This is a genomic window from Bacteroidia bacterium (genome assembly GCA_033391075.1).
Classification (GTDB): domain Bacteria; phylum Bacteroidota; class Bacteroidia; order J057; family J057; genus JAWPMV01.
In genome coordinates this window covers 5,528,955-5,555,920 of record JAWPMV010000001.1, presented here as the reverse complement: position 1 = coordinate 5,555,920, position 26,966 = coordinate 5,528,955, and the positions used below count along the sequence as shown (strand labels likewise).

General features: G+C 42.4%; 24 protein-coding genes. 10 read left to right on the top strand and 14 right to left on the bottom strand.

The window, feature by feature from the left end; all coding sequences use genetic code 11:
• Positions 1-126 precede the first annotated feature (126 nt).
• The 4 genes from R8P61_22110 (at position 127) to R8P61_22095 (ending at position 4,155) form a co-directional block, all read left to right on the top strand.
• Positions 127-1,116 carry a GNAT family N-acetyltransferase gene (locus R8P61_22110; protein MDW3649782.1) on the top strand — a complete coding sequence of 330 codons (990 nt, stop codon included), beginning with the start codon at positions 127-129 and terminating at the stop codon, positions 1,114-1,116.
• Complete coding sequence (gene upp / locus R8P61_22105) at positions 1,092-1,742, top strand: uracil phosphoribosyltransferase (protein MDW3649781.1); 651 nt, start codon at positions 1,092-1,094, stop codon at positions 1,740-1,742. Before R8P61_22110 ends, upp begins: the two co-directional genes overlap by 25 nt.
• Before the next feature lie 99 nt (positions 1,743-1,841).
• Positions 1,842-2,357, top strand: coding sequence for a hypothetical protein (locus tag R8P61_22100; GenBank protein MDW3649780.1), 516 nt, complete (start codon positions 1,842-1,844; stop codon positions 2,355-2,357).
• 112 nt (positions 2,358-2,469) lie between these two features.
• A complete protein-coding gene (locus R8P61_22095) occupies positions 2,470-4,155 on the top strand; it encodes an alpha-amylase family glycosyl hydrolase (protein ID MDW3649779.1) in 1,686 nt (561 codons plus the stop codon).
• Between the two features lie 55 nt (positions 4,156-4,210).
• Here R8P61_22095 and R8P61_22090 read toward each other — a convergent pair whose 3' ends face one another.
• From R8P61_22090 to R8P61_22065, 6 genes are all read right to left on the bottom strand, one after another.
• The gene (locus tag R8P61_22090; protein MDW3649778.1) at positions 4,211-4,873 is read right to left on the bottom strand and encodes a hypothetical protein; all 663 of its coding nucleotides are present in this window, start codon (positions 4,871-4,873) and stop codon (positions 4,211-4,213) included.
• 54 nt (positions 4,874-4,927) lie between these two features.
• The gene (locus tag R8P61_22085) at positions 4,928-5,464 is read right to left on the bottom strand and encodes a hypothetical protein (GenBank protein ID MDW3649777.1); all 537 of its coding nucleotides are present in this window, start codon (positions 5,462-5,464) and stop codon (positions 4,928-4,930) included.
• A gap of 339 nt (positions 5,465-5,803) precedes the next feature.
• Complete coding sequence (locus tag R8P61_22080; protein MDW3649776.1) at positions 5,804-6,547, bottom strand: protein phosphatase 2C domain-containing protein; 744 nt, start codon at positions 6,545-6,547, stop codon at positions 5,804-5,806.
• Positions 6,548-6,582: 35 nt separating this feature from the next.
• Entirely contained in the window at positions 6,583-7,239 is a 657-nt protein-coding gene (locus R8P61_22075; GenBank protein ID MDW3649775.1) for a TIGR02117 family protein, read from the bottom strand.
• Between the two features lie 175 nt (positions 7,240-7,414).
• Complete coding sequence (gene glpK, locus R8P61_22070) at positions 7,415-8,911, bottom strand: glycerol kinase GlpK (GenBank protein MDW3649774.1); 1,497 nt, start codon at positions 8,909-8,911, stop codon at positions 7,415-7,417.
• A gap of 190 nt (positions 8,912-9,101) precedes the next feature.
• A complete protein-coding gene (locus R8P61_22065) occupies positions 9,102-9,518 on the bottom strand; it encodes a BrxA/BrxB family bacilliredoxin (protein ID MDW3649773.1) in 417 nt (138 codons plus the stop codon).
• A gap of 240 nt (positions 9,519-9,758) precedes the next feature.
• Here R8P61_22065 and R8P61_22060 point away from each other — a divergent pair, with 240 nt between their 5' ends.
• The 3 genes from R8P61_22060 (at position 9,759) to R8P61_22050 (ending at position 15,540) form a co-directional block, all read left to right on the top strand.
• Positions 9,759-11,837, top strand: coding sequence for a hypothetical protein (locus tag R8P61_22060; GenBank protein ID MDW3649772.1), 2,079 nt, complete (start codon positions 9,759-9,761; stop codon positions 11,835-11,837).
• A 17-nt stretch (positions 11,838-11,854) separates the two neighbouring features.
• Entirely contained in the window at positions 11,855-14,035 is a 2,181-nt protein-coding gene (locus tag R8P61_22055) for a T9SS type A sorting domain-containing protein (GenBank protein ID MDW3649771.1), read from the top strand.
• Between the two features lie 71 nt (positions 14,036-14,106).
• Positions 14,107-15,540 (top strand): hypothetical protein, encoded by a 1,434-nt coding sequence (locus tag R8P61_22050; protein ID MDW3649770.1) that lies wholly within the window; start codon positions 14,107-14,109, stop codon positions 15,538-15,540.
• Between the two features lie 177 nt (positions 15,541-15,717).
• Here the strand turns inward: R8P61_22050 and R8P61_22045 are convergent, their stop codons facing one another.
• The gene (locus tag R8P61_22045) at positions 15,718-17,448 is read right to left on the bottom strand and encodes a hypothetical protein (protein ID MDW3649769.1); all 1,731 of its coding nucleotides are present in this window, start codon (positions 17,446-17,448) and stop codon (positions 15,718-15,720) included.
• A 379-nt stretch (positions 17,449-17,827) separates the two neighbouring features.
• Between R8P61_22045 and R8P61_22040 the strand changes: the two genes are divergently transcribed.
• Together R8P61_22040 and purB are read left to right on the top strand one after the other, a co-directional pair.
• A complete protein-coding gene (locus R8P61_22040) occupies positions 17,828-18,406 on the top strand; it encodes a hypothetical protein (GenBank protein MDW3649768.1) in 579 nt (192 codons plus the stop codon).
• Positions 18,407-18,420: 14 nt separating this feature from the next.
• On the top strand, positions 18,421-19,824 hold the full coding sequence (gene purB, locus R8P61_22035; protein MDW3649767.1) for an adenylosuccinate lyase: 1,404 nt from the start codon (positions 18,421-18,423) through the stop codon (positions 19,822-19,824).
• Here the strand turns inward: purB and R8P61_22030 are convergent.
• The 5 genes from R8P61_22030 to R8P61_22010 form a co-directional block, all read right to left on the bottom strand.
• The gene (locus R8P61_22030; protein ID MDW3649766.1) at positions 19,821-20,165 is read right to left on the bottom strand and encodes a hypothetical protein; all 345 of its coding nucleotides are present in this window, start codon (positions 20,163-20,165) and stop codon (positions 19,821-19,823) included. The genes purB and R8P61_22030 overlap by 4 nt on opposite strands.
• 421 nt (positions 20,166-20,586) lie before the next feature.
• The gene (locus R8P61_22025) at positions 20,587-20,745 is read right to left on the bottom strand and encodes a hypothetical protein (GenBank protein MDW3649765.1); all 159 of its coding nucleotides are present in this window, start codon (positions 20,743-20,745) and stop codon (positions 20,587-20,589) included.
• Positions 20,746-20,786: 41 nt separating this feature from the next.
• A complete protein-coding gene (locus R8P61_22020) occupies positions 20,787-21,050 on the bottom strand; it encodes a hypothetical protein (GenBank protein MDW3649764.1) in 264 nt (87 codons plus the stop codon).
• 23 nt (positions 21,051-21,073) lie between these two features.
• On the bottom strand, positions 21,074-21,880 hold the full coding sequence (locus R8P61_22015; protein MDW3649763.1) for a TatD family hydrolase: 807 nt from the start codon (positions 21,878-21,880) through the stop codon (positions 21,074-21,076).
• Positions 21,881-21,957: 77 nt separating this feature from the next.
• The gene (locus R8P61_22010; protein MDW3649762.1) at positions 21,958-22,518 is read right to left on the bottom strand and encodes a hypothetical protein; all 561 of its coding nucleotides are present in this window, start codon (positions 22,516-22,518) and stop codon (positions 21,958-21,960) included.
• Between the two features lie 128 nt (positions 22,519-22,646).
• Here R8P61_22010 and R8P61_22005 point away from each other — a divergent pair, with 128 nt between their 5' ends.
• Complete coding sequence (locus tag R8P61_22005; GenBank protein ID MDW3649761.1) at positions 22,647-23,084, top strand: hypothetical protein; 438 nt, start codon at positions 22,647-22,649, stop codon at positions 23,082-23,084.
• Here R8P61_22005 and R8P61_22000 read toward each other — a convergent pair.
• Together R8P61_22000 and R8P61_21995 are read right to left on the bottom strand one after the other, a co-directional pair.
• A complete protein-coding gene (locus R8P61_22000; GenBank protein ID MDW3649760.1) occupies positions 23,081-25,576 on the bottom strand; it encodes a zinc-dependent metalloprotease in 2,496 nt (831 codons plus the stop codon). The two genes, R8P61_22005 and R8P61_22000, sit on opposite strands and share 4 nt — an antisense overlap.
• 86 nt (positions 25,577-25,662) lie before the next feature.
• The gene (locus R8P61_21995) at positions 25,663-26,955 is read right to left on the bottom strand and encodes a DUF3810 family protein (protein MDW3649759.1); all 1,293 of its coding nucleotides are present in this window, start codon (positions 26,953-26,955) and stop codon (positions 25,663-25,665) included.
• Positions 26,956-26,966: the final 11 nt, after the last annotated feature.

Genomic DNA, 26,966 nt, shown 5'->3' with positions numbered 1-26,966 from the left:
CTGTTTGCAAATTTCGTATTAAACCTCAAATTAAGACCTAATGTTGATCTATGTAGCTTTTGCCCCCAAGATTCGACTTTATTATATGGGCTGAGCTTTATAGCTTCGCGAGATCAGAGTACGGAAATGGCAGAAATTCTCCTACATCGTTTTAAGGCTTCTCAGATTGAAGCTGAAAAATGGGATGCTTTCATAAAAAGTTCTCCTCAGGCAGCCATTTATGCTTTGCATGGATATATTTCGACCCTTAGGGAGGATTGGGAGGCTTTTATTGTTGAGGAAAAGGGAGAATGGAAAGCCCTTATGCCTTTTATTATAAATAAAAAAGGGCCCTTTCGTTTTATGCCTCAAGCTCCATTGACTCAGCATTGGGGAGTATTTTTTGAAGACTCAGACTTGAAATCCTATCAAAAACTGAGTAAGCAAGGCAAGATCATAGAAAGAATTTGTGCGGAAATCGAGGAAATTGAGTTGTTCGATTTCAATCTTGCTCCGGATTTTCCCTATGCCCTGCCTTTTCATTGGCATGGTTTTGAGTTAAAAACACGATTTACCTACCAGCTGGATTTGACAAAAGACCTGGAGCAGTTGGAAGTAAATCTTGAATCCAGCCACAAACGCCAGATCAGAAAGGCGAAAAAACACGGATTGGAGATCAGATGGAAGCAGGATTTTGGTCAATTGGAAATATTGTTTCAGCAGAATCTGGATGCAGGGAACGATCTGAGTGGAGGGGATCCACGAATCTTGCCTTTAGTCCGAAAACTTCATAGCTATCTGGAAACCTCAAATCAGGGATATATCCATACCGTTTATGATGCAGAAAATACGCCCCTGGCATCTGGCTTTTTTGCTCACTTGAATGATAAGATGTATTACCTTATTGGTGCTCAGTATCCCAAAGCTCAATCAAGTGGAGCTATGACCTATTTGATGTGGGAGAGTATACTAAAAGGGAAGGAAGAGGGAATACACACTTTCGATTTTGAGGGTTCGATGATAGCAGGGATAGAACAATTCTTTAGAAAATTTGGGAGCAAGCCTGTTCCCTATTTACAGCTCTACAAAAATAATTTACCTTTATGGGCAAAATGGCTGCACAAGTTAATATCCTGAGTACCGGCAATTCTGTTCTGAATCAGATTTTGTATGAAATGAGAGATCATGAGATTCAATTGGATCGCATGCGCTTTCGTACCAATCTGCAACGCACAGGAAGTATTCTGGCCTATGAGATCAGCAAAGAATTGAGCTATGAGAGTCAGGAAGTTACTACGCCTTTGGGGCAATTGGATATGAATCTCCCCTCTCAACAACCTGTATTGGTTTCTATTTTACGGGCAGGGGTGCCACTCCACGATGGCTTTCTGAAATTATTCGATAGAGCGGACAATGGATTTATTTCAGCCTTTCGCCAACATACTGCCGGAAATGATTTTGTCGTTAAGGTAGAATACATGGCTGTGCCCGCTTTGGATGGCCGCGACCTGGTGTTGATAGATCCTATGATAGCTACCGGCCAAAGTATTGTCCTGAGTTATAAAAGCCTGCTGGAAGCCGGGACACCGGAGAGAGTTTTTATAGCAGGGGTAGTTGGAAGTGAAGAAGGAATCGCTTATGTCCAGCGACATATCCCCAAAGCTCGAATTTATATTGCAGCTGTAGATAAAGAATTAACCGCCAAATCCTATATCGTTCCCGGTCTGGGAGATGCAGGAGATTTGGCTTTTGGAGAAAAATAAGAGAAGTGTTCTCGTGCGCTAGTGTTCCAGGGTTCTCGTAAATTCAAAATTTGCCTGATCACGAAAACACAAGAACCCCAGAACACGTTAAAAACAAAGATGCTTTCAACACTTACAGGAACCCAGACCTTCGCTTACATTTTACTGTTGGATGCGGGAATTAGCGAGAAGTTACCCAAGCTGATGGGATTGTTTGGATTAGCTTTTGTGAAATTTGCGCTGGCGGCTTTAGCTGCGATTCCTCAGGCCGATTTGACTTTCTGGGATATCATGGCTTCTGTTGGAGGAGGTGCCTTGTCCAGTGTAGTGGTTTATACCTATTTCGGAGGAGCCATCCGAGCCTGGATTCAGAAGACCTTTAGGCGAAATAAAGCTGTCAATTTCAAAAGGATAAGACGTACCATTAAATTCTGGAAAAAATATGGACTTCTGGGTACAGCAGCACTCGCTCCCGTCCTTTCTCCTATGGTTAGTGTTGCCATTTCAGTAGCTTTTAAAGAAAAACCTCGTCGGATAATTACCTATATAGGTACCAGTATTATCGTTTGGACCATCATTTTCGCTTTCTTTAGAGAAGGCGTTTTAGAAATTATTGGCAATTTTCGATCGGAATAAATTCACGATCTCTTATATTTGGTCTAATTCCCATTGATTTGCTTGATACTGCTAGCATTTTCCCTCTAAATCGGGAAGAAATTTTCTTTACGCATCAACCTAATCTAATCTCATGTTCAGATACATATCCCTTTTTCTGATTCTTTTCCTGAGTATGGAAGCCTGCAAAAGTCCGGCTGATACCCAGACGACTGCTAAAGAGCCTCCATCTGAAAGCATGGAGCAAAGCGGTGTCGATCCTTTCTGGAAGAATGCAAGTATCTATTTCCTGCTGACCGACAGATTTTCCAATGGTAATCCCTCCAATGATCAATCCTATGGAAGGAAAGACGATGCAGCGGTTTTGCGCGGTTTCAAAGGGGGAGACCTCAAGGGAATCACCGAGAAAATCAAAGCTGGATACTTTACAGATCTGGGCGTAGACGCAATCTGGATGACTCCGGTAATCGATCAGGTCAGAGGATATACAGATGAAGGTACCGGAAAAACCTACGCCTTTCATGGCTACTGGGCAAGAGACTGGACCATGCTGGATCCCAATTTTGGGACAGAAGCAGAGTTTAAGGAAATGATCGAAACGGCTCATGCGCATGGCATCCGGGTATTGATGGATATCGTGATGAACCATATCGGACCAGTTACCGATACAGATCCGGGATGGCCTGCAGAATGGACTCGCGAAGATCCGACCTGTACCTATACCAGTTATGAAACTACGGTTGAATGTACCCTGGTTGATAATTTGCCAGATATCCTCACCGAATCTGATGAGGCCGTAGAGCTTCCTCCCGTTTTGAAAGCGAAATGGGAGTCAGAAGGAAGACTGGAAGCAGAAGAAGCCAAACTGGATGCTTTCTTTACAAGAACCTCATTCCCCAGAGCTCCCCGATATTACCTGATTAAATGGATCAGAGATTGGGTGAGAAAATATGGTATCGATGGATTTCGGATAGACACCGCCAAGCATACAGAGGCTGGCATTTGGGATGAATTGAAAAAGGAGTGTGAAATGGCTTTTGCTGAATGGAAAGCTGAACAAGGAGATCTCAAACTGGAAGACCAGGATTTCTACATGATGGGTGAAGTCTATAATTACTTTATGGAAGGCGGAAGAGACTTTGATTATGGAGACCAAAAGGTGGATTTCTATGAATCTGGTTTCGATGCCCTCATCAATTTTTCCTTTAAAAATGATGCGAATAAATCATTAGAAGAAATTTTCTCCAAATACGACAAATCTCTTAATGGTGGACCCCTGGATGGCGTAAGTTTGCTCAATTACCTAAGTTCCCATGATGATGGAGCTCCTTTTGATCAGGAAAGAAAAAGAACTTATGAAGCCGGAACCAAATTGTTGTTGAGTCCTGGAGCCGTTCAGATTTATTATGGGGACGAAAGTGGGCGCGATCTCAATGCTGCAGGTGCAGAAGGAGATGCAAAACTCCGTTCCTATATGAATTGGGGAGATCTGGAAAAGGATGAAGAAACACAAAAACTTCTGGCTCACTGGCAAAAACTTGGGCAGTTTCGCCATGATCACAGAGCAGTCGGAGCAGGTAAACATGAGCAATTGCAAGCCAGTCCCTATATCTTCAAAAGAAGCCTGGCAAATAATGGAGACCAAGTGCTGGTAGCTATGGATCAGGAAGCCGGAGCGAAAAGTATCTCTACCTTCGATCTGTTTGAGGATGGCACTGAATTGAAAGACTATTATTCAGGGGAAAGGGTAAAAGTTAGTGAAGGGAAAGTAGAACTAGATACTCCTTTTGATATGGTATTGCTTGGAATATCGAAATAAGATAAACTATTGGAAAAGCCCTGCAGATTTCTGCAGGGCTTTTCTGTTTTTAAGCTTAGGCAAATTCTGCTTTCATGGCATTCTCTTCCTCATATCCTTTGAATACTCGATTCAGGAGAAAGATCTGTGCGATGGCAAGTATCACTCCGATTTGATCTGTTGTTCCATGGGCTTCACCCGTAGCCAGTAAAATGGCCTGAATGGGAACCAATCCCGCGAGAATCAGACCCCACATCCTGTTTTTCTTTCCCCACTGAAAATGGAGTTGCTGTTTTCGATCCTGTAAGATCATATACCCCACAAAAATTCCCATTATACTGAGAAAAGGGATAATGAAATAAACGAGATCGACATGGATACCCAGGGTATCTCCATGAAATTCATACCCTTCTCCGGAGGCAACATGAAAGAAGGCATTGCCGATCATGCTGCCAAACCATACAATAGCCAGGCCATAGAAAATATTTCGATTTTTAATCCAAAAAATCGAATACAGAAGTGCCATTCCCAGGATGAAATTAATGCAGACGTACGGAAAGTCTCCGGAGAGCCCTTTGCCTGAATACATGGTCCCGAAGAATTCAGCTCCCCATTGATAAGAAGCGCCATCCATGATGCTTCTCAGAAAAGGAAGCCAGGTGGTGATAAAAGTAAGTCCAGTAATAAATAAAAGGACGTTGAGAAGTTTGACGTAGGTTTTTGGGTCTAAGGGTTTCATAGCGTAGTATTTAAAGCCTTAGACGCTCAATCTTTCAAAATGGATGCATTTGCTTTACAACCACTCAAATTCTGTCAGCATGACTCCCTGAAAACACTCATTCCGACATTGGGTGTACGTAAAGCCACATTCTTTCAAAATGCCATTTTCAAAAGTTTCGAAAACAATTTCATAGCGATTAGGATCTGCAAAGAGATAGGTCTCAGCGCAGGTATTATATATTTCATCCATATTCCTTATTGCTGATCCCTGAGGATTCGTGCCGAGCTCAGCTCCTGTTTCAAGATATGAACTATCAAGTACCATTTGATCTTGCTCGTTAATCGAAAAAAAGTTGCAAGATCTTTCGACTACTTCTCCCTCTCTAACCGTGATTTTTGTAGAGGTGAAAAAGTTAAAACCAAATGGCTGTCGGGCAATATAAAAATAGGAGTTTCCTTCCGCCGATCGTAAACTTTCCCATTTCTCAAGGCTTTCGTTATAGTTCGTATTAAAAGTGCCAGTGATCTCTTCCAGGGGATCTGTTTCGCAGGAAAAGAAGAGAGATAGAATTAGCAATAAAAAACTCAGGCGAATAAAAAATGATTTCATGCTTCGGGCTTTTTACAGATAACGAAGGGTAGTAGAATTAAGCTGCATGAAAAAAGCCATTGCTCAAAGAACAATGGCTAAAACTCAGGCTTAGTCCCTAAGGACTGTCCTTCTTATCGCTAGGTCTTAATGTCTTTTGTTTTGTGCGTATCCTTAGGTTATACGCATATAAATTGGGAAGATTATATGAAGCTACACATTTTTTGCCTGATAATTAAGGATAGTGGGAAATTTCTTGATTTCGTTATATATACTAGGCTAAAGGAAAATGCCATATTTGGATGTTGGTATGATTCCTGAAAATGAGTATTAGATATGAGGATCTATGCGCATATTCCTTTACCATTTTATCCGAATGAGTCCAATATCATCTGTTGCGATTAGTCCATGTTCTTCTTTCAATACCTCCAGCTTTTTGGCAAAAGGGTGGGCAAGATTATCATAAGAAGGCTCAAGTAGAAAAAAGGAGGCAGGCTCAAAGGCAACTTCTTCTTTGGCTGGATTCAATTTCTCAAAGCTATCTACCCCATCTGTTGCAAGGATGAGTTGCTGGATATCAGTCAATTCATAGATGGCTTTTTGTTGAGAAAACCACTGTGTAAAATCTTCTTTCAGGTGATAAGCCAAATAATCGGGCCGATTGTTTTGGTCTACTTCTATGATCTGGTCATCTGCTGCAATAAAGCCATCTCCAATAAGGATAAGCCAGACCTCTGAATGATTCCGATTTAGCAGCGCGAGATTGAGGGTACTAAGTAATTCGAGGGTATCCAGGTAAAGGCTTTGAGATAAAGCCTTCAGATTCTTCCAAATCTCTTGTAAAAATTCCTTTCCCAAATCTGCTAATTCCCAGCTTGAAAAGGGCGGAATATCACCAGCAAATTCACGATAACCTATTTCTTTGGATACTTTTTTGAGGATTTTTGCGAAAAGGAGGGAAGCAAATTGACTGTCCTTCCCCATCGAACAACCATCCATGACGGCTGCCAGATAAAGATCGGGACTTAGTTCAGTATGAAATAAAAAATCTTCACAAAAAATGGGATGAAATTCGCCCTTATGCAGGCATGAAGTTATGTGCATGAACTTTTCCTTACGAAAAGAATTTCAGAAGGGTTTCAATCTCTGGATTGATGTATTTCCATGAGACTAAAATCAAAAGGTGTCCATAAACACGCCCTGTTTCCACTCTGTTTTAGCGCCGCATTTACCCAGGAATTGCAGGTGTTGAAGCAAGAGTAATTTCCCCGGGCTTCATAGAAATCATCATTCCAGGAATAGCCTTTTCCTTCCAGGAGTATTTTTTCTCCGGATTCCTTTTGTGCAAAACTCTCCAGGATGTAGGTATTGAGTTTATCCAGTTGTTCTGTGCTGAGATGGATTTTTGCCCAGTCGCTGTAGCTATTTCGGTAACGGCTCACATGCATGAGGGTGGGACTTTTGAGAAACATGGCGGAAAAGGCGGTACCAAACTTTAGGTCTTTCCACTCCGGTGTATTCAGGTAGAAATCTCTATCTCCCCATCCAAAAGAGTAGTAAGCGGTAGAACCAGCTCCTTTCAGGCCTTGCGATAATGTTGAACTCAGGTATTCTTTAGGTATAATAAGATCCAGGTGGACCCCATTGGTATTGAGGTAAACAAAAGCGTCGCTGGTCTCCATATGCTCTCCCACTTCTATGTTCGAACAGATCAAAGCCGTCAGAAAATACAGAACCGGAATGCAGATCGCTATTAGGATTCCTTTTAGTAATCGTTTGGCGAAGGTCTTTAGCATATAGCTTCTACTTTTACCTAATAGAGTAATTTTCTCCCAGTATTCCATAGAAAAAATGCAGGGACCAAAAGGAGCGATTTTTTCATGCTTTGTGTTTTTTATTGCCTTCTTCTTTTAATAAAAAATCCGGAGGAAATAATTCCCTCCGGATTCTCCTTCATAAAAAAAGGAAGCTTTATTCTTCTTCCCACTTCATGGTACGCTTCACAGCATCCTGCCATTTAGCATATTTCTTTTTGCGTTCGGCTCTGTCCATGTTTGGTTCAAAGCGTTGGTCGAGTAACCACTTATCGGCAAGATCAGATTCGCTATAATAACCTACAGCCAAACCTGCCAGATAAGCTGCTCCCAAAGCAGTAGTTTCAATTACCTGAGGTCGCTCAACTGGAGTGTCCAAAATATCTGATTGAAATTGCATAAGGATATTGTTGGCAGAAGCTCCTCCGTCTACGCGAAGGGTTTTTAGCGTGCGTCCTGCATCCTCTTCCATGGCATCCAGTACATCTCGGGTTTGGTAGGCCAAAGACTCCAGAGTGGCACGAATGATATGGCTCCTACCTGTACCACGGGTCAGCCCAAAGATGGCTCCTCGCGCATACATATCCCAATAAGGAGCTCCCAGTCCGGCAAAAGCTGGAACTACATAAACCCCTTCATTATCTTCCTGTTTTCCTGCAAAGTATTCAGAATCCGGAGCAGAATCGATGATTTTGAGTCCATCACGTAACCACTGTATAGCAGCACCTGCGATAAAGATACTTCCTTCAAGGGCATAATTTACTTTCCCCCCTTTCCCCCAGCATAGGGTAGTCAACAAACCATTTTTAGAGGCCAGGTATTTCTCTCCGGTATTCATCAACATGAAACAACCGGTTCCATAGGTATTCTTGCTCATACCGGGCTCTACGCATGCCTGTCCAAAGAGAGCCGCTTGCTGGTCGCCTGCAACTCCGCGAATTGGAATAGAAACCCCATCAAAGATATCTGCCCGTGTACTACCAAAGTCTCCGCTACAATCCCGCACATCCGGGAGCATATTAGCTGGAACCTCCAATTCATTCATCATCTTCTCATCCCATTTGAGCTCTTTGATATTATAGAGCAGGGTACGGGAAGCATTGGAGTAATCGGTCGCATGCACTTCTCCTCCTGTAAGGTTCCAGATCAACCAGCTATCAACGGTTCCAAAGAGAAGGTCCCCGGTTTTAACATCCGGATTTTCCACAGCCAGATAATCCAGGATCCATTTAACTTTGGTACCTGAGAAATAAGCATCAATAACCAAACCGGTGGCAGCTCTCACATAGTCAGTAAGACCTCTTTTGCTCATGTCATCACAAATGGAAGCTGTTCTTCTGTCTTGCCAGACAATCGCATTATAGACAGGCTTGCCACTGCTTTTGTCCCAGACTATGGTAGTTTCTCTTTGATTGGTGATACCGATCGCTTCAATTTGACTGGCTGAAATTCCTTTGTCCTTGATCACCTGGCGGGCAACCGTCAATTGAGAATTGAGGATTTCCATGGGATCATGCTCTACCCAACCGGGTTTGGGGAAGAACTGGGTAAATTCTTGCTGAGCGACGCCAGCGATATTTGAGCTTTTGTCAAAAAGAATGGCCCGGGAGCTGGTAGTTCCCTGGTCAAGCGCGAGTATGTAGGTTTCAGCCATGAGTAGCTTCGGTTAAAATATGGTTAGTGATTTTATTAATTACAGATGAATCTGTACTTAAAAATTGTAAAAAATTTGCTGGATAAAAACTCCGATAGAGATTTATCCAAAAAACAACATTGGATGCCGAGCCCGAAGGGACAAGACATCCAATGTTATAGTTTAGCAGTAGAATATCTACTGCTGACGATTATTTACAGTACTCATCGAAAGCTGCAAGCAAATTCGCAGCGATCAGGGGAGCGGGTCTTCCTTCAATATGATGACGCTCGATCATATGTACAAGCTGTCCATCTTTGAATAAAGCAACTGCAGGAGAAGAAGGAGGATAAGGGAGCAAGTATTCACGCGCTCTTTTAGTCGCATCAAAGTCTACTCCTGCAAATACAGTTACTACATTATCCGGCTTGGCTTCATTTTGCAAAGCATGAATAACGCCTGGGCGTGCGCTACCTGCGGCACAGCCGCAAACAGAATTCACCATCAGCAAAGTAGTTCCTTCCTGATTGTTCAGTACTTGATCAACTTCTTCTACTGACTTCAAAGAAGTGAAACCCGCATTTTCTAGTTCTGCTGCCATAGGGGCAGTTAGTTCTGGAGGGTACATATATATATAATTTATTTCTGGTTCTGAATACAAGGCAAAAATAAGATAAAAGCCTTGAATCTGGTAATCATTATTCAGATTAGATAACGCATAAGCTGTATTAAAGTTCCAACATTAAATAATATTTGCCCATCACATAAGGAGAATTGTTTAATTTGCGAGAATTTGTGTCAAAAAATACTCGAATTTCACGCTAAGGTTATATTCCTCCCAATCCAATTACGTAATTTAGCCCTCCGAATGAAACACTTGTACTTGCTTTGCTTTTTGATGGCGCTCAGCTTCCGACTTTTTGCTCAGGAACCTGATGTTTTTGAGGAAAAAGTTACCTCTGCAGCCAATATTGCTACCACGATCAATAATCTTGGGATCATTGGCAACAGTTTTAGTGGGAGCTTTAATGTTGAAGGATTTCCCTCCTGCGAATTTCCCGCAAATTCTGGAATCGAGCATGTATTTGATGGGGGCCTCTGGATAGGAGGTATAGTCAATGGACAGGTAGCGGTAAGTTCCGGCGCAATTGATGATGCGACGGGTTTTTCCACTGGAAAAAGAGGATTTGAATTTTCTTCCAAAAGTCCCCTAAGAGAAAGATCCACGCTTTTCGATAGTCCTTTCTTTACTCCCAATGCTATTTCACATCAGGATTTTGTTTCCACTTTCGCCGATACAGCTACTTCTGTATTTACCGGAGGAGGAAATATTGAAATTATAGATCACCTTACTCCTCTAGGTGTGACGGTTGACTTTACCGCATTGAACTGGAATTTCAGCTTCGCCAATTTCTTTGTTATCCTGAATTTCAATATCACCAATGTAAGCAATCGCACCATAGATTCTGTCTACATCGGTTACTGGATGGATGGAGTAATCAGGAATGTAAATATTACTCCTCCCGGAGGAACCGCATTCTTTAATAAAGGGGGGAATGGATTTATAGACTCTCTGAATATGGGATATGAGTTTGATGCGATAGGAGATATTGGATTTACTGATAGCTATGTAGCAACCAAGTATTTGGGTTCTGAACTCAATGGACTCTGTATCAACAATCCCAATTTCAAAACCCATTTCAATACCTGGCAATTCCGTAATTCTGCTGACCCGCTCTACTTTTTCCCCAATAATGACCTACAGAAGTATGGGAAAATGACCAGTGGAGTAAATTTCCTGAATGGCTGGGCAAATGGGGATATCCCGACTCAGATCAAAAGTGCTAATAACCGATCAAACCTGATTTCAGTTGGGCCTTATACGCGCCTGAATCCTGGTGAAAGTATAGAGATTGCTTTTGCGATCGTTTGTGCAAAGCGCGTATTCGATGGAAGACCTGCGGCAGATGATACACCGGAACAAAAAGCAAATCTGATTCAGAATGCGGGTTGGGCACAAACAGCTTATGATGGAGAGGATGCAAATGGAAATTGTATCCTTGATCCTGGAGAAGACAGAGATGGTGATGGGAAGATTACCCGCTTTATTCTGCCCACTCCTCCTGATAGACCCTTTACCCGTGTAGTTTCCCGGGACAATGAAATAGATGTTTACTGGTCTGACAATTCGGAAGCCTCTGTCGATCCGATATCCAAAGAACTTGATTTTGAAGGCTATCGACTATATAAAACGGCTGTTGGTTTTGATGTGCAGAATACCCAGGACCTCATACAAGCCTTGAATTTGACTGGTGAATGGGATATCCCTGCAAATGAAATCTCATTTGATACAGGATTTGAAGGCATAAGACTGGACGATCCCCAGACCTTTGAGGGCGACACAGTACAGTATACCTATAAATATACCTTTAAGAATATTGCGAATGGCTGGCAGCATGTTGTGTCCCTTACGGCCTATGACAGTGGAGATGAGATCAATAATCTCCAATCTTTGGAATCTGCGCCTCTATCAAATCTGAAACGAGTGTTTGCAGGAAAGCCAGCCAATGACAATTTCGCTTTTGGCGATCCTTTCGTTTATCCCAATCCTTATTATGCCCGTGCAGATTGGGAAGGTGCAAGTACTTTTGAGGAAGATCGTAAGATCATATTCGCCAACCTCCCCGCAAAATCTGAAATCCGTATCTACTCTTTGTCCGGAGACCTTATAGATGTAATTCAGCATGACGAAAGCTATGATGGTTCGGATACGCGCTGGCATGACACCTATTCCAATCCTGAAGAAACGGAATTCTCGGGAGGAGAACATGCCTGGGATCTTTTATCTGCAGACAATCAGATCATTGCAAGAGGGCTCTACCTCTTTGTAGTAGTTGATAAAGAGACAGATCAGAAGAAACGAGGCAAATTTGTAATTATAAAATAAACCTTAACCTTTTATACATGACTAGAAAGCTTACTTTATTACTAATTGCTATGTTAGCGACTTTCTCGCTACAGGCGCAATATGATACGCTGACTATTCAGCAGATTCAGACGGTTCCGCCTCAGGATCTGGCTGCTTGTAATGACCTTTCCCCTTCCGACGGTGATACCGTTGTGGTATTTGCTACGGTAGTTATGGACGCCCTTGTTGCTGATCCTCAAAATCCGGGTGGACCAGAGGTAAATAATGCTCAAATTACGGGTGGAAGAAATATTTGGCTCCAAAGTGGTAGTGGGCCTTTCTCCGGAATTGACCTTTTTACTACAGGGGTACCTACTCCCGTCCCAGGTATTGATGTACTTGACTTACGTGCCGGAGACTCGGTAGCAGTAACCGGAGTAATCATCCGTTTTGGGAATGAGAGTGAAATAACACCCATAAATATTGACCTGGTTGACCAGGGCCGTGAAGTTCAGATTACGCCTATTTCTGTAGCGGACCTGAATGACGATACCCAAACCAATCAGTTGGAGACAGGTGAACAATGGGAAGGTGCTTATGTGGAATTGACCAATCTTCGTGTGGATTCCAGAAGCTTTTTCAGTGGAGGAAACCGTGTAAGTTTGATTTGTTCTGACGAAAACGGAAACCTCGTAAATATTTCTGACCGTTTCCTTGCCTCACGCCTCCCAGCCAATGGCGGTACTTTTGTCCCTCCTCCGCCCAATGCAGTATTTGATACGATCAGAGGGGTAGTTGCCCATTCTGCTAATGGATGTACAGGAGCAGGAGGTCGTGGATATGAAGTTTATCCTTTCAAGTCTGAAGACTATGTAGTAGGCGTATCTCCTCCTTTCATTACCAATGAAACGAGAAACCCCATTACTCCTACAGCTAGTGAGGATGTGAATGTATTTGCTTCAATTGAGGATCCGGATGGGGAAGTTACCTCTGCCGAACTCTTCTATGCAGTAGGAGGAAGCTCATCCAATTTCCTTTCCGTTCCGATGACAGCCAATGGTAATACCTATTCCGCTGCAATTCCAAACACTGCATTTAGCGATGGAGATATTGTTCAGTACTATATTTCCGCAACGGATGATAGCAGCCTAGTTTCCAATAGCCCTCCTGCAGCTGCTAATGGTCCTTTCTTTTTCGCAGTAAGCGATAACGGAACAAGCATTAAGAATGTTCAGTTTACTCCCTTTGAAAATGGAAATTCCGGTTATGCTGGATTGGAAGTAACCGTATCCGGTGTGATTACGGCATCTGCTCAACCTAATGACCTGGGATTTGTATATATCCAACAGCCAGGAGAAGCTGCCTGGGCAGGTCTTCCTTTGGTACAAAATGCTAACCTCAGTACTCTTTCAAGAGGGGACAGCATCACGGTTACCGGTCAGATTCAGGAAAACTTTGGTATGACCTGGATGGTTGTAACCACTTTTACCCTTGAAAAAAGCGGTGCAGCAGTTCCAGATCCGGTAAAGGTTGATCCGGATTTATTCACTATGTATGATTTTGCGACCACGGAGCAATATGAAGGTATGCTCCTCGAATTGGCTAACCCAACAGAAGGATCGGATATCTATGTTGTTGAAACCAATTCAGATGGTCCTAATAATAACTTTGCCGAATATCGTGTAGGAAGTAGTGATCTTACGATCGATGGAGCTCGTGTGCTGTCAGGACGTGTAACGGGAAGTGCTTTTAGCTCACTTTCTTTCTCTATAATAAATGATAGTAGCTGGGCCACGAATTCTGGAGTAATGACTGTTGATCCTTGTGTAGTAACCGCAGGAGATACGCTAAGCAGTCTGGTTGGAATCATGTACTATAGCTTTGGCAACAATAAACTATTGCCTAGAAATAATAGTGATGCCATCAATTTCCGTGGAGCTAATTGCCCAAATGGAGTTGTAAACTCTATCGCTGATGAGCTTGCCGGAAGTGAAGTGATTGCTTATCCTAACCCGAACAGAGGTCAGTTTACAGTTGCATACAGCTTCCCACAATTTGTTGAAGGTAGAGTGAGAATGATGGATTTGATGGGTAGAACGCTTGTAGTTAAAGAGCTGAACGGCATAGAAGGTGAGTTGCAAGTGGAGACTAGCTCTCTGAGCAATGGAACCTATGTTATGCTGGTAGAAACGGAAGGCTATATCATTAGCCGTCATAGAATTGTAGTACAGAATTAATCTGAATAAAACAGGCACCGCTTGTTCAAATCCGGTGCCTGTCTTTTCTTTTCAAAGCTTTTAGCCTGCTGATGAAACGAATCCTGCTGATATTATTACCCATTGTCCTTTTTGCCTGTGAGGAAGGAACTCCTTTTGAAAATATGGCACCGGACACGAAAATCTTTCTGGATGAAATCAAACTAGAAGGAGATGATCGACTCAACAGTGTAGTTAAACTTCATTGGATCGGGGAGGATCAGGACGGGTATGTGACAGGCTATGAACTTTCATTTGACAATCAAAGTTGGTCTCCCACAGCAAGAACAGACAGTACGTTTCGATTTGATATTCCACTGGGTAGCGATACTACGGATATTGATTTTTATGTGCGGGCTATAGATGACAAAGGTGATATGGATCCTGAACCTGCATTTCTCAGGGTTCCGATCAAGAATACTCCTCCTACAGCATTGCTGGATACGATAAATGTAATTCCGGATGTTGTCTATTCAGTCTGGTCCATCTTTTATACTGTGGACGATCTGGATGGTTTTGAAACTCTGGATAGTAGCTTTATCCGCTTAAATAATGGTCCCTGGTATGCAGTGGATCGGAATATAAATTTCCTCACTTTTGTTCCGGTAAACTCTGATCAGGAAGGAGTGCAACAAGCCAAAGTATTTACAGGTTTGGATGCCAGGCTTCAGGAAAAGTTGATTGATGGAGTAAATGTCGGGGGACCTAATCGACTTTATTTAAGGAATCGGGACATTTCTGGTTCTTTCAGTGAACTTGATTCTACCAAAGAATTTAGCCTTCGTAAAAGAAATAGCGACTTGCTGGTGATAGATGCACATGGTGCCAATGCCGCGAATACGGTTTATTTCCCAATTTTAGATCAGGTTTATCCCGGATATGACTATCTGGACCTGCAAACTGAAATCCCCCCTTTCTGGGCACCTACCTTTGGTTTTATCCTGAGTGAATACGACAAAGTATTCTGGTATTCAGATGGAGATGATAATTTGCTACAAAGTCAGCAATTGCTGATGGAAATATCAGCAAACCAAATTCAGACGTATTTAAATGATGGAGGGAAACTGCTGATGTCCGCTCGACTTCCTGTATCTTTTAATGATCCTGCACAAAAAGGGAGTTCTCTGGTATTTGCCTTTACGCCTATGGATAGCCTCTCAAGCTCAAGCGGACAGGCTCGGATAGCCCGAGATGCCAAGGTTTTCCCAACCGCAGCTTTTGCAGAATATGATACCCTGGTAGCAAGTGGATTTATTGCAGGGGTAGATGCCTTTTACCCTAAAGATCCGGCGAATGCGATGTTTGAAGGAGAATTACTCGCTGTGAGTGGCTGGGTTGGGCCACCAACTATTATTGCAAAAAGCTTATTTACGAATGGCCAGACCAATCAGGTATTTGTGGGAGTAGAACTTCACAGGCTCAATCAGGACCTGCCGGCCCTCGAGTCTTTCTTTGATCGCGTGCTGAATATCGAGTTTAACTGGTAAAGCGAGCTAAGTAAGCAGGGTGCTCTTTGCATGTGAGGATTCCAATCCTCTAATGCTTGTTAATGCAAGCGCACATTCACCAATGTTTGTAAGAAGAATACACAAAAAAAATCAGGCACGTGAAGCACGTACCTGACCATCCTAAATTCGTTTTGTTCTGAGGGAAATATATGAACCCTAGAAGCGATTTCTTAACAGGGTGATAAACTCACCTACTGCTGAATCATTGTGATCTAAATTATTATTACTCAGGACAAACTTGTTGAGGATATCCTCAACTTCTGTTTTGTCTTTTGAGTTGTTGATCTTGTCAACGATGATGCGGAAACGCACATTATTTCCTTCAAACACTTTCTGTACATACTGATACTGTTTGTGAATCGGAATCTCGTCGAGTTTGATCGTATTATTTCCATTCAGGTTGTCAAGCACCTGCTTGGGACCATCTTCTTTTTGGTTGATGGTTTCTCCTACTGTTTTTGCTTTTTCATTCAGTTTATCTAAAACTGAGGTAGGTTTCTCAACCGTTTCAGCTACCGGAGTCGGAACTTCAGCGGCTCCATTTTTCTTCTCCTTACTCAGAAAGCGATCCAGGAAGCTAACGGTATCTTTTTTCGTTTCTGCTACTGGTTCAGGTTCTGGAGTTGGCTCAGGCTCAATAACTGGAGCTTCAGGGGCAGCTTCTTCTGCCTTAGGTTCCATGTTCTCAGCCATTTCCATGAATTCATCAACCGGCTTTGCAACTACTTCTTCAGCCAGGTTTTTGAGTTCAATAGGAGCTGCTGGTTCTTCGATAGGCTCAGGATCAGGAATCCTGCTTTTATCTACCACTTCTTTAACCTCTTCTACTTTTTCAATGATACTTTCCTCAGAAGAAGAAAGGGCATCATCAAAATCGAGGTCAAATACGTTATCAGATTTGCTATCTATTTCATCAAAGAAACTAACTTCTTTCTTTTTGGCTTCTTCTTCAGCCTTTCTGCGGGCCTCTTCCTCTTCGGCTTTTTTACGAGCTTCCTCCTCAGCCTTAATTCTGACTTCTTCTTCCGCTTTTCTGCGAGCTTCTTCCTCTTCAGCTTTTTTACGAGCCTCTTCTTCTTCAGCCTTTCTGCGGGCTTCTTCTTCGGCTTGACGTTTTGCCTCTTCTTCAGCTCTTAGTCTTTCTTCCTCTTCCGCCTTCTTACGGGCTTCTTCTTCCTCTTTCTTTCTCTCTTCTTGTTCAGCCGCGAGCTTTGCATCTTCCTCTTCCTGCTTTGCTTTGGTGATTTCTTCCATTACGGAGTCAATAGACTCTCCCGTGATTTTCTGGAAGATATTTGCACGATAAGCTGCAAAAGATTCGTCGCTCTTCTTATTAAAGATGTCGAGTACTTTGTCCATCTTTTCAAAGAAACCTTCTTTATCAATTTCGGCTAATTCATTCTTTTCATAAAACCTTAGGATGCTATTAACTACGAAATCGAGATCAGAGAAGAATTGCGAATACTTTTTATACAGGTCCAGAGAAATACTGTCCTGATTGATAAAAAAGAAATTGCCGAAAGCTTCTTTAGGATTAAAGATGAGCTTCAAATTATTGTAGGCAGCTCTTTCCAGCATAGGACGGAAATCTCCTGCCGAGATTTCTATATGCTGTGAGATCTGACTTTTCAGGGTATTCAGGGTTTCCTGGATATCCTCGTTTTCCAAATTGAAATAAGGATGTTTCAGTTTGTTGATTTGCATATCCCAAACTTGAAACACCTGGAAGATTAAGAACTTATTGATTTGGTTGTGTGAGGAGAAAGCTTTTAAGACTTCACCGCTAACAGGTGCATTTGCATCGAGATCAGACGCATTGATCATCCGCTCACTAGCCTTTTGAGCAAGTTCATTCAACTTTTCCTCAGGTAGGTGAATTGATTCCATTCCTTAGAGTTAATTTAGCGCGCCAAATGTGTTTGCCTTGACGACTTAAAAGATAAGGTTTTTTCAGTGTGAAAAGAAACTACGGTAAATTTAACGTTTTTGAAAAACTACTATTGCGTAATAGATCAAAGAAATGCGTAAAGAATGCATAAAACTTGTCTCTAAAACCATTCATTTATTCCTAAAGCCTCAATTTTAGGTCCAAAATGGAGAAATTCGTTGGTGTATTAGCTGGGACACAGCAAAAATTAAACCAAAAGCTTCAGATACCCCATTGTAAGAAAAATCCAAAAATAGAAGGATCTCAAATTAATTAAATCACGTTAATATTTGCGGCCCATAGCGCAATTAATTGTCTTTTTTCACGTAAATTGTTTCAGTGAAACGCTATACCCATATAGCTCTCCTTCTCTTCATAAGCTGCGCAGCCTGTGAAGAGCAAGTTGAAGTATTTGATCTACAGTCAGTTACCATTGAAGATCTTTATACGATAGATTTGCCTTCACGGTTAAAGAGTGGCTATGACATGCATGATTATGCAAGTCTTCAATACTATGATACCCTTAGCAACCTCTATGTTATTGGGATTGAAGATGCAAAAGAGAACCTCGGTCAGATCAAAAGGCGTCGTCTCAAACAAAAAAGTTATTTCAAGTTTGTAGAGAGTACAGTCTTCAGTGATGTAGACAGCCTCGTCCTGGAAACTGAACAGGACTATCAATTGGGCCCGGATTTGAGTTTGCGTGCCGGAGACTATTATGCGCGAAGCAAAAACTGGGGAGATATTCCGGTTTTCTACCGCATTGCCGTTTATGAGAATTATGATTACTTCTTCCAATTGGTGATCTGGATGCCTTATCAGGATCACTGCAAGGAGCTCAATACCTGGACGGATTCTACCATGCGGAGTTTTTCTTTTATGAATCAGGGAGAGCTCAATCGGATAGGTGAAAGGTAGTGCAAAAATGGGGAATGGGTAGTACCTTTGTCCTTTCATTGCAGACACCAACTATGCTGAACTTCCATCCGCTTACCGCTTTATCCCCCCTTGACGGTAGATACCAGAAAAAACTTTCTCCTCTATCTCCCTTTTTCTCTGAATATGCTTTAATCAAATACCGGGTACTGGTAGAAATTGAATACCTGATCTCTTTGCATGAGACCGGGATCAGGCCTTTGAGTAAATTGGAGGAAGGAGATAAGGAATTTTTGAGAAACATCTACCAGGACTTCAGCACAGATCAGGCGAGCAGGATAAAGGAAATCGAATCCGTTACCAATCATGATGTGAAGGCGGTAGAGTATTTCATCAAAGAATACATCGATGCATCTGGCAAAGCAAATCTGATCCGTAATAAAGAGTTTATTCATTTCGGACTCACCTCTCAGGATATCAATAATACAGCATCTCCGATGATGCTGAGAGATGCTTTACAGGAAGTCTATTTACCTCAAATCCATAAAGTTCTGGAAGTGCTGAATGGATATGCAGAATCATGGAAAGAGATTCCTATGCTCGCAAGGACACATGGGCAACCGGCTTCTCCCACTACCTTAGGGAAGGAGTTTAAAGTTTTTGCCAAACGTCTGGCCTTGCATATACAGGAATTGTCTCAACTTCCTTTTCCCGCCAAGTTTGGAGGAGCTACCGGGAATTTGAATGCTCATTATGTTGCTTATCCCTCTGAGGACTGGCATCAGTTTGCAAAAGTTTTTGTAGAGGAAAGTCTGGGGCTGTCCCGTTCTTTCCCTACTACGCAGATTGAACATTATGATGGTTTGGGGCGAATCTTTGATTGCCTCAAGCGAATCAATACCATACTCATAGACCTTTGTCAGGATGTGTGGCTATATATCAGCAGTGAGTATTTTCGCCAAAAAGTCAAAGCAGGAGAAGTGGGATCATCTGCTATGCCTCATAAGGTAAATCCCATTGATTTTGAGAATGCAGAAGGAAATGCCGGTATGTCTACTGCATTATTAGAGTTTTTGAGTCGCAAATTACCTGTATCCCGTTTGCAGAGAGATTTGACAGATTCGACCATCCTGCGAAATGTAGGCGTAGGCGTAGGTTATGCTTTTCTGGCACTGCTTTCTTTAGAAAAAGGTTTGGGTAAACTCCTGGTAAATCAGGATGCAATTGCTGCTGATCTAAATAAAAACTGGGCGGTACTGGCAGAAGCAATCCAAACCATTTTGCGCAGAGAAGCATATCCTAATCCATACGAAGCCTTGAAGGCCCTCACCCGTGGAAAAAGCGGCATAGATGAAGCCTCCCTCGCTGAATTTGTTGAAGGACTCGATGTAAGCGAAGAAGTGAAAGCTGAACTCCGTGCCCTAAGGCCGGATAATTATATCGGGAATATCGGTTTCTAGAAGCTGCTTCGATTTTCTTCCTCGCTATCTTTTCCCAATTCATGGATTTTCATTTCCAGATCCAGCTCACTTCTGCTGGATGAATAATTGTCCACGTAGCGATAAAGGAGATAGTAGGAGATTGCTCCACCTACAAGGCCGATGAGATTGAGGGAAAGGTCGCTGGGGTCCAGATCTGTAGCCAGAAAATAGATGAGGTAATAGATAGTGGCGACTATAACCTGCCCGCCATACCAGCTTAATACTGCATAAAACCAATACAGATTTCGATTAAGCCCTTTGTCCACAGCTCTTTTTCCAATAGCTCTGGCAAGCAAGATGACAATGATTATTCCTAGCATGTGTGCGTGTTTATTATGTTTCCGATTTCTTTTGGTTTCGCATCAAATAAGCAGTTTTAGATGCTTATTCTTCATGACCTATCTCTTCAATTTTCTCTATAAGACTCTTGGGCAACTTAGGCGTTTCCACGATATTATGGTAAAACAAGTATAAGATTAGCAGGCAAAAGCCCAGGCCTATAAACAAGGAGGAGTTCAACATGGATGTGCAATTATATACCCTAAGATAAATATTTTTTTTATTCCATTTTATCTTCTTTTCCTATTCTATCTATCTTTTCGTCCCAGATTGTAGGAAGGGAGGTTTCACTTTCCTCAACTTTGTTTGGAGCCAGGAAGAGGTATAGGAAGAGAAGGAGGATAAGTATGAGTAAAAAACCTGACATCAGTGTTAATTCTGAGATAAGGATAGGAGATCGTCTTATTTTCTTTTTGTACTTCGCCCAATTCTGTCAATCTTTTCGTCCCAATAATCTGTGAAATCATCGGAGCCTTCTTTATCCTTATCAATTTTCTTATACATAAAATCCGAGACGATAAATAAGCTGACAAAGCCAGCTATTATTATAGCTAAGACCATGGTTGTGACGATTTTACTTTCAGAACTCTGTTCCCGGAGCTTTATTCAGGTGTTTTTCTACTTTTCAAAAATCCATAAAGTCCCAGACAAAGGAGTATAGAGACAACGGAAACGAGAATCGCATTGAAACCCTCACTGGGTTCTTCAAATTTGAGTACATCCCCCAATAAATACAGGATCAATTCCTGAGAACCAAACCAAAGGATCAGGGCCAGGAGCACATAGAGGATCGTACTTCTCTTTTTGGCTCTTGTTTCTACGCCAATGTTGATCAGGAGCAAAATAAGTACAATATAAGAGAACATAAGCTAGGGTGTTAAGCCTGAAATTAGGAAATCTTCTGGTTTAGCTGAAATAGTTCTTTGGCATTCTGATTGGTTTGTTCAGCTACCGCTTCATAACTGATGCCTTTGACTTCGGCCACTTTTTCTGCTACATAAGTCGTATAGCTACTTTCATTTCGACGGTTTTTGGCTTTTCGGAATGGTTCTGGAGCCAGGTAGGGGCTATCGGTTTCCAGCACGATATATTCCAGGGGAATTTCTTTCACTACTGCCTGTACGCTTTTTCGGTAAGTTACATTTCCGCCAATCCCCATTTTGAAACCTCCCAGTTCCATGACTTTTTGAGCTTGTTCCCACTCCCCATCCCAACAATGAAAGACTCCACTCAGGCTATCATCATTGTGTTTTTGCATCAACTCAATGACTACATCCGTAGCTTCCCTGGTATGCAAAATGATAGGTAAACCATAGGATTTGGCCCAGCCGGTTTGGACCGCTAAACTAGCCTCCTGAAATTCTCTACGTGCTATATTCTCCTTCCAATACAGGTCAATTCCGGTTTCACCTATTGCATAATAACTATACTTTCCGCTATCCAACCACACTTTCAGGTCCGCCAAGACTTCTTCATAATCTTCACCTGCATCCGATGGGTGCAGACCCATAGTTGGATAAAAGAAATCCGGAGAGTGATCGGCAAGTGCATGCATGCCTTCAATAGAGGATCGATCTATATTGGGTAAAAAGACAGCTTCCAGCACCTCTTTGGCTCGGTTTATTACCTCTTCTTTGTCCTTGTCAAATTTAGAGCTGTATAGGTGGGAATGGGTGTCGATTATTTTTGGTTTCATATTGAATGTGTTATAGTGTTGTCGTGTTATAGTTGACTTTCATTAAACTCCTGAACTACAACACTAAAACACTTCTTCTAAAGCCTCCGCAGCAATTCCTCTTTCTTTTCCTCATACTCCATGAGATTCAGCTTTCCATCATTGTAGCGATCATAGAGCATATCAATGGTTTTCATGATCTCATCACGCAGATTTAGCCAATCTAATTCTGTATTGCTGAAACCTTCATAAGTATTATTAACCAGGGTTTCTGCTTTCAGGTCTTTGTGTGCAATTTGTTCAAAAATGCGGTGGAGGGTTCTGGCAACCTGTTCGTTTTTGACTGAAAGCTTATGCGGGATAAATTGGGTTTGCTGATTGGCAAATACTGTCAATTTGTTGCCCTCTATTTGTATTTCTTTTATGTCCTCTAATTCGAAGAAACCATCGGGATAAAAGCAACGATTTTTGGTCAGAATCAGGGTTCCACTACTAAACATCGTCGAGAATTCATGCATCGCCAAAACATCATTGGGGCTTGAAATTCGGGTATCCTTGATGAGGAGTTTCCCCAATTTTACTGCGGGTAATTGAGGGACGCGATAGAGCCCGTTTTTTTCATCCTGGGGAAATTTTTCTTTGATTATTTCAGCGTACATGTTCCTTCTATCTATTGGCAATAAGTGGCTGTATTCTTACTTCCCTGCAAAGGTACAAATTCTCCGATCGAAACACTCGCATAGTATTTGTGGTTGTTCTTTATATGCGAATTTGTTTAAGGACTCCTGTGAAAGGAAATTATGTAGATGTACTACGGGCTTTCGATAGGGATTTATTTGAAGCACTTGCACCACCACTTGTAAATATACAGCTTCTCCGCTTTGATGGTTCTAGTAAAGGGGATGTCGTACACCTGAAGCTTAGGATACTGGGTATCTTTAAGCAAGAATGGATCGTCAAAATCACCGATGACCAGGTTTTGCAAAAGATGGCCTGGTTTACCGATGAAGGAAGAAAGCTTCCCTCTGTTATCAAAAGCTGGGAACATAACCATATAGTAGAAAAGGATGGAGAGAATTCCATCATAGTTGATGATATTCACTTCATCCCTTCCAGTCCATTTATGGGAGCCCTTCTATATCCGGGTCTTTACTTACAATTTTTGTGGAGAAAGCCGGTATATAAGCGCTACTTTGCGAAGAAATTTGCAAAAAGCGAAGCCTAATCCAGGTCTTCTCCCCATTTCTGGCAATCCATTCCAATCGGGCTACCATCCGGCATACGAATCACCGGTAGTGCTTCCCATTCTTCTGGATCATCCAGATAAGCTTCTATGAGTTGCATGCTCATATAATAATGTGCTGCCTGTCCACCGTCGCTCAGATTATCCAAGCGATTTTCCAGCCATTTGGAAAGACCCATCAATTTGAAATTGATGATGGATCGAACCTGAGGGGTTGCGTTTTCCTGTCTTCCCAATACCATCATATGTTGCAGACTTCTGCTTTGAACCAGTCTGAGAATCTCTTCGTGATAGGAACTTTTGGTTTCCATTTTCCAAAGCCCTGAAATCAAGTCATCAATGATTTCATCATAACCCGGATAGCTTTGATCTCTGGCTGCAAATTCGACCAGCCTATTGGCTCTTTGGGCATCCAGCATAAAGGCCAGGGTATGGTTTGCAGCTGCTTCTGCTGCTGCTAGGGGATCAAGGGTAAAACCAGTTTTGATTTTGAAATGCTCCCTGCCTCTGGGATAACCTACAGGTCTGGGGGGAATCATTTGAAGAATATTCTCCGGAATTTCCAGATTTTCTGGTCTCAGGCTATTAATCAGAGAATTGAAAGCTGCTTTTTGGGTGGCTGCGCTGATCATGCGGACCGGAACCTGGTCTCCTCCTCGAACGGCATAGGTATAATATATGCCTCCCAATACTTTGGCGGTAGCTTCTACCTGATATCTGTGAGAGAAATAGATGGGAACCAGTATATCTTCCAACATCGCCATAGCTTCTCCTTCTGGGATATTGTGTTCACCAAAGTTTTTCATGGCCTGCTTTCTCAGTGCCAGCATGCGATCCAGTTCTTCAGAAGCTCTGCGCCCATTGTCCCAAAGGTGAGCAAGTGGATGGGCTCCCCCTCTGGGTCTGGCATCCTGGTCCGAAATGAAATTCAATTTCATCGCGCCATAAGTTTCTTTCAGAATCTTTTCTAATTCAGCAGCTTCATCTGTTCCTTCCGGGAAATCCTGGTAGCCAAAGATGATGCTCCTTTTATCAAAAGATCCAATTCCTACGTCATACGATTTTGAGAAATCGAGATTTCCGTTTTCGTCCATCAAAATAAGGGGATGAGGATAATCCATGACTGAAGCTCTACCATCTACGCTGGCTGCAAAATTGTGCATCAGACCAATGGTATGTCCTACCTCATGGGCAGAAAGCTGACGCAAACGTGCCAATGCTAGTTTGAGCATTTCTGGAGAGACGGGCTTGCCTTCTTCATAGGCTTTAACCAAACCCTGAGTAATCAGGAAATCTTGTCTTACCCGCAATGAACCCAGAGATACATGTCCCTTGATAATCTCACCCGTACGAGGATCAGAAACAGAAGCTCCATAGGACCATCCTCTGGTAGAGCGATGCACCCACTGAATGAGGTTGTATCGAACGTCCATCGGATCGGCTCCTTCAGGCATGACTTTCACCTGGAAAGCATTATCATAACCTGCAGCTTCAAAAGCCTGGTTCCACCATTGTGCTCCCTCGATCAAGGCCGAACGAATGGGTTCCGGGGCACCTCGATCTACATAGTATACGATCGGTTCTACAGCTTCGCTGATAGCTGCATTGGGATTCTTTTTCTCTAACCTATGCCTGCGAATAAATTGCTTAACCAGGGGAGCATCAATGGGAGTTGCATAATCCTGATAGCGAATGGCATTGAAACTTGATCTGGGATCAAACTTTCTTGGGCTATACTTATCATCTGGCAGTTCTATAAAAGAGTGGTGCATACGTACCGTTACGGCATCAGCGCTGGGAACTACGGAGCGGATTTGTGAACCTTGTGGATTTCCGGAGAACGTAAGTAAGGCTTCGAATTCCGTATTCTTGGGGAAATTCTTGGTGAGAGGAAGGTAGATCGCAGAGCGATTCCCATCCAATCTGTAAGAACCTTGTCTGCCTCTTTGTAATCTTCCGCTGAGATTGTGTGAATCACGGATGAGGAAAGGAGTGAGGTCTACGAGGACCTTTCCATCTTTTTCTGCTTCAACTTTCGCTCCCCAGATAACAGATTGAGCAAATGCCTCTTCCACAGAACGTTTTTCATCTGCATTATTACTTACTGCTCGATAGCGTTGATTGGGTTGTATGAGCATCACCTTGGGACCACTTCGGATAAATTTCACTACCCGAGTATTTCCCAATTGCCCGCGATCCAATCCAATATCATTTGAGCCAACTCCTGCTGTAAGAGAGTTTACATAGAGAAATTCCTTATCAAATTTGTCTATGCTTAACATGAGCTTTCCACTTTTTTCATCCCAAAAGAATTCAAAATAGCCCTCATAGGCTTTGAGATTCTCAGTTTTTGCGGTATAGGGGTCTTTTTGAGGCGTATTAGAAGGAGTAGGAGACTGGGAGACCTGCTGAGCAGTCGTACATCCAATAAATAATGCGGTTATCCAAAGGGATAGAACAAGCGTCGTTCTCATTTGCGATAGATTTAGGTTAGAGGATCAAATTAACAATTCTTCGATCATCCATGCAATCCAGTCGTCGATTGTTAGGGAGAGATTTTCTATTCGGGAGAATTTGCTTGCTTTTGGGTTTGGGCAACTACATAGCTAACCACCATGCTATAGCTTTTTCTTCCTTCCTCTATACCTTGAAATTTGAGATACTCTTCATAAAACTCCTGAGAAAATTTTGGGAAGAATCCGGGGTATTTGATGTTTACATTTCTGTTGGCATTGAGGTCAATCAGGATGCTCAAAGGAATTTTTTTGTAGGCCCATTTAAATCCTTCCGGATCGCGACTCGCATATAAATTGGCTACATGTCTCCAATAATTGAAGTAACCGGAATAACGGATGAGGGGAGATTCACTTTTGGTGCAAGCGAGAAAAGCCCAGAAATTACAAATGCCTTCATTTCCAAATCCGTAGGCATGGGCCAATTCATGGGCCATGGTAGAGGGAATGCTCACTTTGGTGATGCCAGCATCTAAATGTCCCTGACCTACATAGGGAATGTAGATTCCCTTTGCTCCCAATTGAAGTAAAAATCCTTTGGGCTTTAGGACAATAGCTTTGGGACGACCAGCTATGGGGTAATTGTATTGGGTCAGAACTTCTTTTAGTTCTTCGCGAACCTCCTTTTGCAATTCATTGAAGTTGTAAATATGGGCGTTTACAGAGTCACTGATGTCCAGAAAAAAATCACTTTTGTATAATTCCAGAAATTCTTCTTCATGAGCGATCCTGAAATCACGATAGCTAACTCCTGAACTATCTGCAAAGGCTTCCTTCAACTCATCTTCCCAGTCCGGTTTTTTAGCAATTAAAGCCTGATTATAAAAATCACTACTTAGCTGACTCAGGTCTTTTTTTGCCTCTAATAAAAGCTCTGTTACCCGATGATATTCTACTTCTACTTCCTCGTCTGTAAGTTCTGTGATATTGAGCTTTAGCTGTTGAGCAACCGGAAGGCGGTTGTAATTGAAGCCCCACATGAAATAGAAGAGAAATACTGCAGCGCCTGCCAGTCCCAGGATACTGATCAAAAGACTCCCTATTCTATTCTTAAGCGGGCGCTCTTGTCGATGAGGCTTTCCTTTCCTCCAACTTCTGATGAGAAAAAAGACAAGCAGGGGGGCAATGATGTAAAGTAAGGGAAGTGGGAGTAGGCCAAGGGTATAATCCCAAATCCAGCGAAAGAGGAGAAAAATCCCCCGGGAGTAAACTACTTCTGTAAAATAGGGATTGGATCTGAAAATGGCATTGAGAAGCAAGCTAAGGAGTCCGAGTCCCATCCAGACATATCGCCTGTCCAGCTTGAGGGTTTTTTGTGTTTTTTGCCTGGGGTCGGACATAGATATAAGAT

Coding starts and splice junctions, on each gene's coding strand:
- R8P61_22110 (MDW3649782.1), top strand. CDS start 127: ATGGCAGAAATTCTCCTACATCGTTTTAAGGCTTCTCAGATTGAAGCT.
- upp (MDW3649781.1), top strand. CDS start 1,092: ATGGCTGCACAAGTTAATATCCTGAGTACCGGCAATTCTGTTCTGAAT.
- R8P61_22100 (MDW3649780.1), top strand. CDS start 1,842: ATGCTTTCAACACTTACAGGAACCCAGACCTTCGCTTACATTTTACTG.
- R8P61_22095 (MDW3649779.1), top strand. CDS start 2,470: ATGTTCAGATACATATCCCTTTTTCTGATTCTTTTCCTGAGTATGGAA.
- R8P61_22090 (MDW3649778.1), bottom strand. CDS start 4,873: ATGAAACCCTTAGACCCAAAAACCTACGTCAAACTTCTCAACGTCCTT.
- R8P61_22085 (MDW3649777.1), bottom strand. CDS start 5,464: ATGAAATCATTTTTTATTCGCCTGAGTTTTTTATTGCTAATTCTATCT.
- R8P61_22080 (MDW3649776.1), bottom strand. CDS start 6,547: ATGCACATAACTTCATGCCTGCATAAGGGCGAATTTCATCCCATTTTT.
- R8P61_22075 (MDW3649775.1), bottom strand. CDS start 7,239: ATGCTAAAGACCTTCGCCAAACGATTACTAAAAGGAATCCTAATAGCG.
- glpK (MDW3649774.1), bottom strand. CDS start 8,911: ATGGCTGAAACCTACATACTCGCGCTTGACCAGGGAACTACCAGCTCC.
- R8P61_22065 (MDW3649773.1), bottom strand. CDS start 9,518: ATGTACCCTCCAGAACTAACTGCCCCTATGGCAGCAGAACTAGAAAAT.
- R8P61_22060 (MDW3649772.1), top strand. CDS start 9,759: ATGAAACACTTGTACTTGCTTTGCTTTTTGATGGCGCTCAGCTTCCGA.
- R8P61_22055 (MDW3649771.1), top strand. CDS start 11,855: ATGACTAGAAAGCTTACTTTATTACTAATTGCTATGTTAGCGACTTTC.
- R8P61_22050 (MDW3649770.1), top strand. CDS start 14,107: ATGAAACGAATCCTGCTGATATTATTACCCATTGTCCTTTTTGCCTGT.
- R8P61_22045 (MDW3649769.1), bottom strand. CDS start 17,448: ATGGAATCAATTCACCTACCTGAGGAAAAGTTGAATGAACTTGCTCAA.
- purB (MDW3649767.1), top strand. CDS start 18,421: ATGGGTAGTACCTTTGTCCTTTCATTGCAGACACCAACTATGCTGAAC.
- R8P61_22030 (MDW3649766.1), bottom strand. CDS start 20,165: ATGCTAGGAATAATCATTGTCATCTTGCTTGCCAGAGCTATTGGAAAA.
- R8P61_22025 (MDW3649765.1), bottom strand. CDS start 20,745: ATGGTCTTAGCTATAATAATAGCTGGCTTTGTCAGCTTATTTATCGTC.
- R8P61_22020 (MDW3649764.1), bottom strand. CDS start 21,050: ATGTTCTCTTATATTGTACTTATTTTGCTCCTGATCAACATTGGCGTA.
- R8P61_22015 (MDW3649763.1), bottom strand. CDS start 21,880: ATGAAACCAAAAATAATCGACACCCATTCCCACCTATACAGCTCTAAA.
- R8P61_22010 (MDW3649762.1), bottom strand. CDS start 22,518: ATGTACGCTGAAATAATCAAAGAAAAATTTCCCCAGGATGAAAAAAAC.
- R8P61_22000 (MDW3649760.1), bottom strand. CDS start 25,576: ATGAGAACGACGCTTGTTCTATCCCTTTGGATAACCGCATTATTTATT.
- R8P61_21995 (MDW3649759.1), bottom strand. CDS start 26,955: ATGTCCGACCCCAGGCAAAAAACACAAAAAACCCTCAAGCTGGACAGG.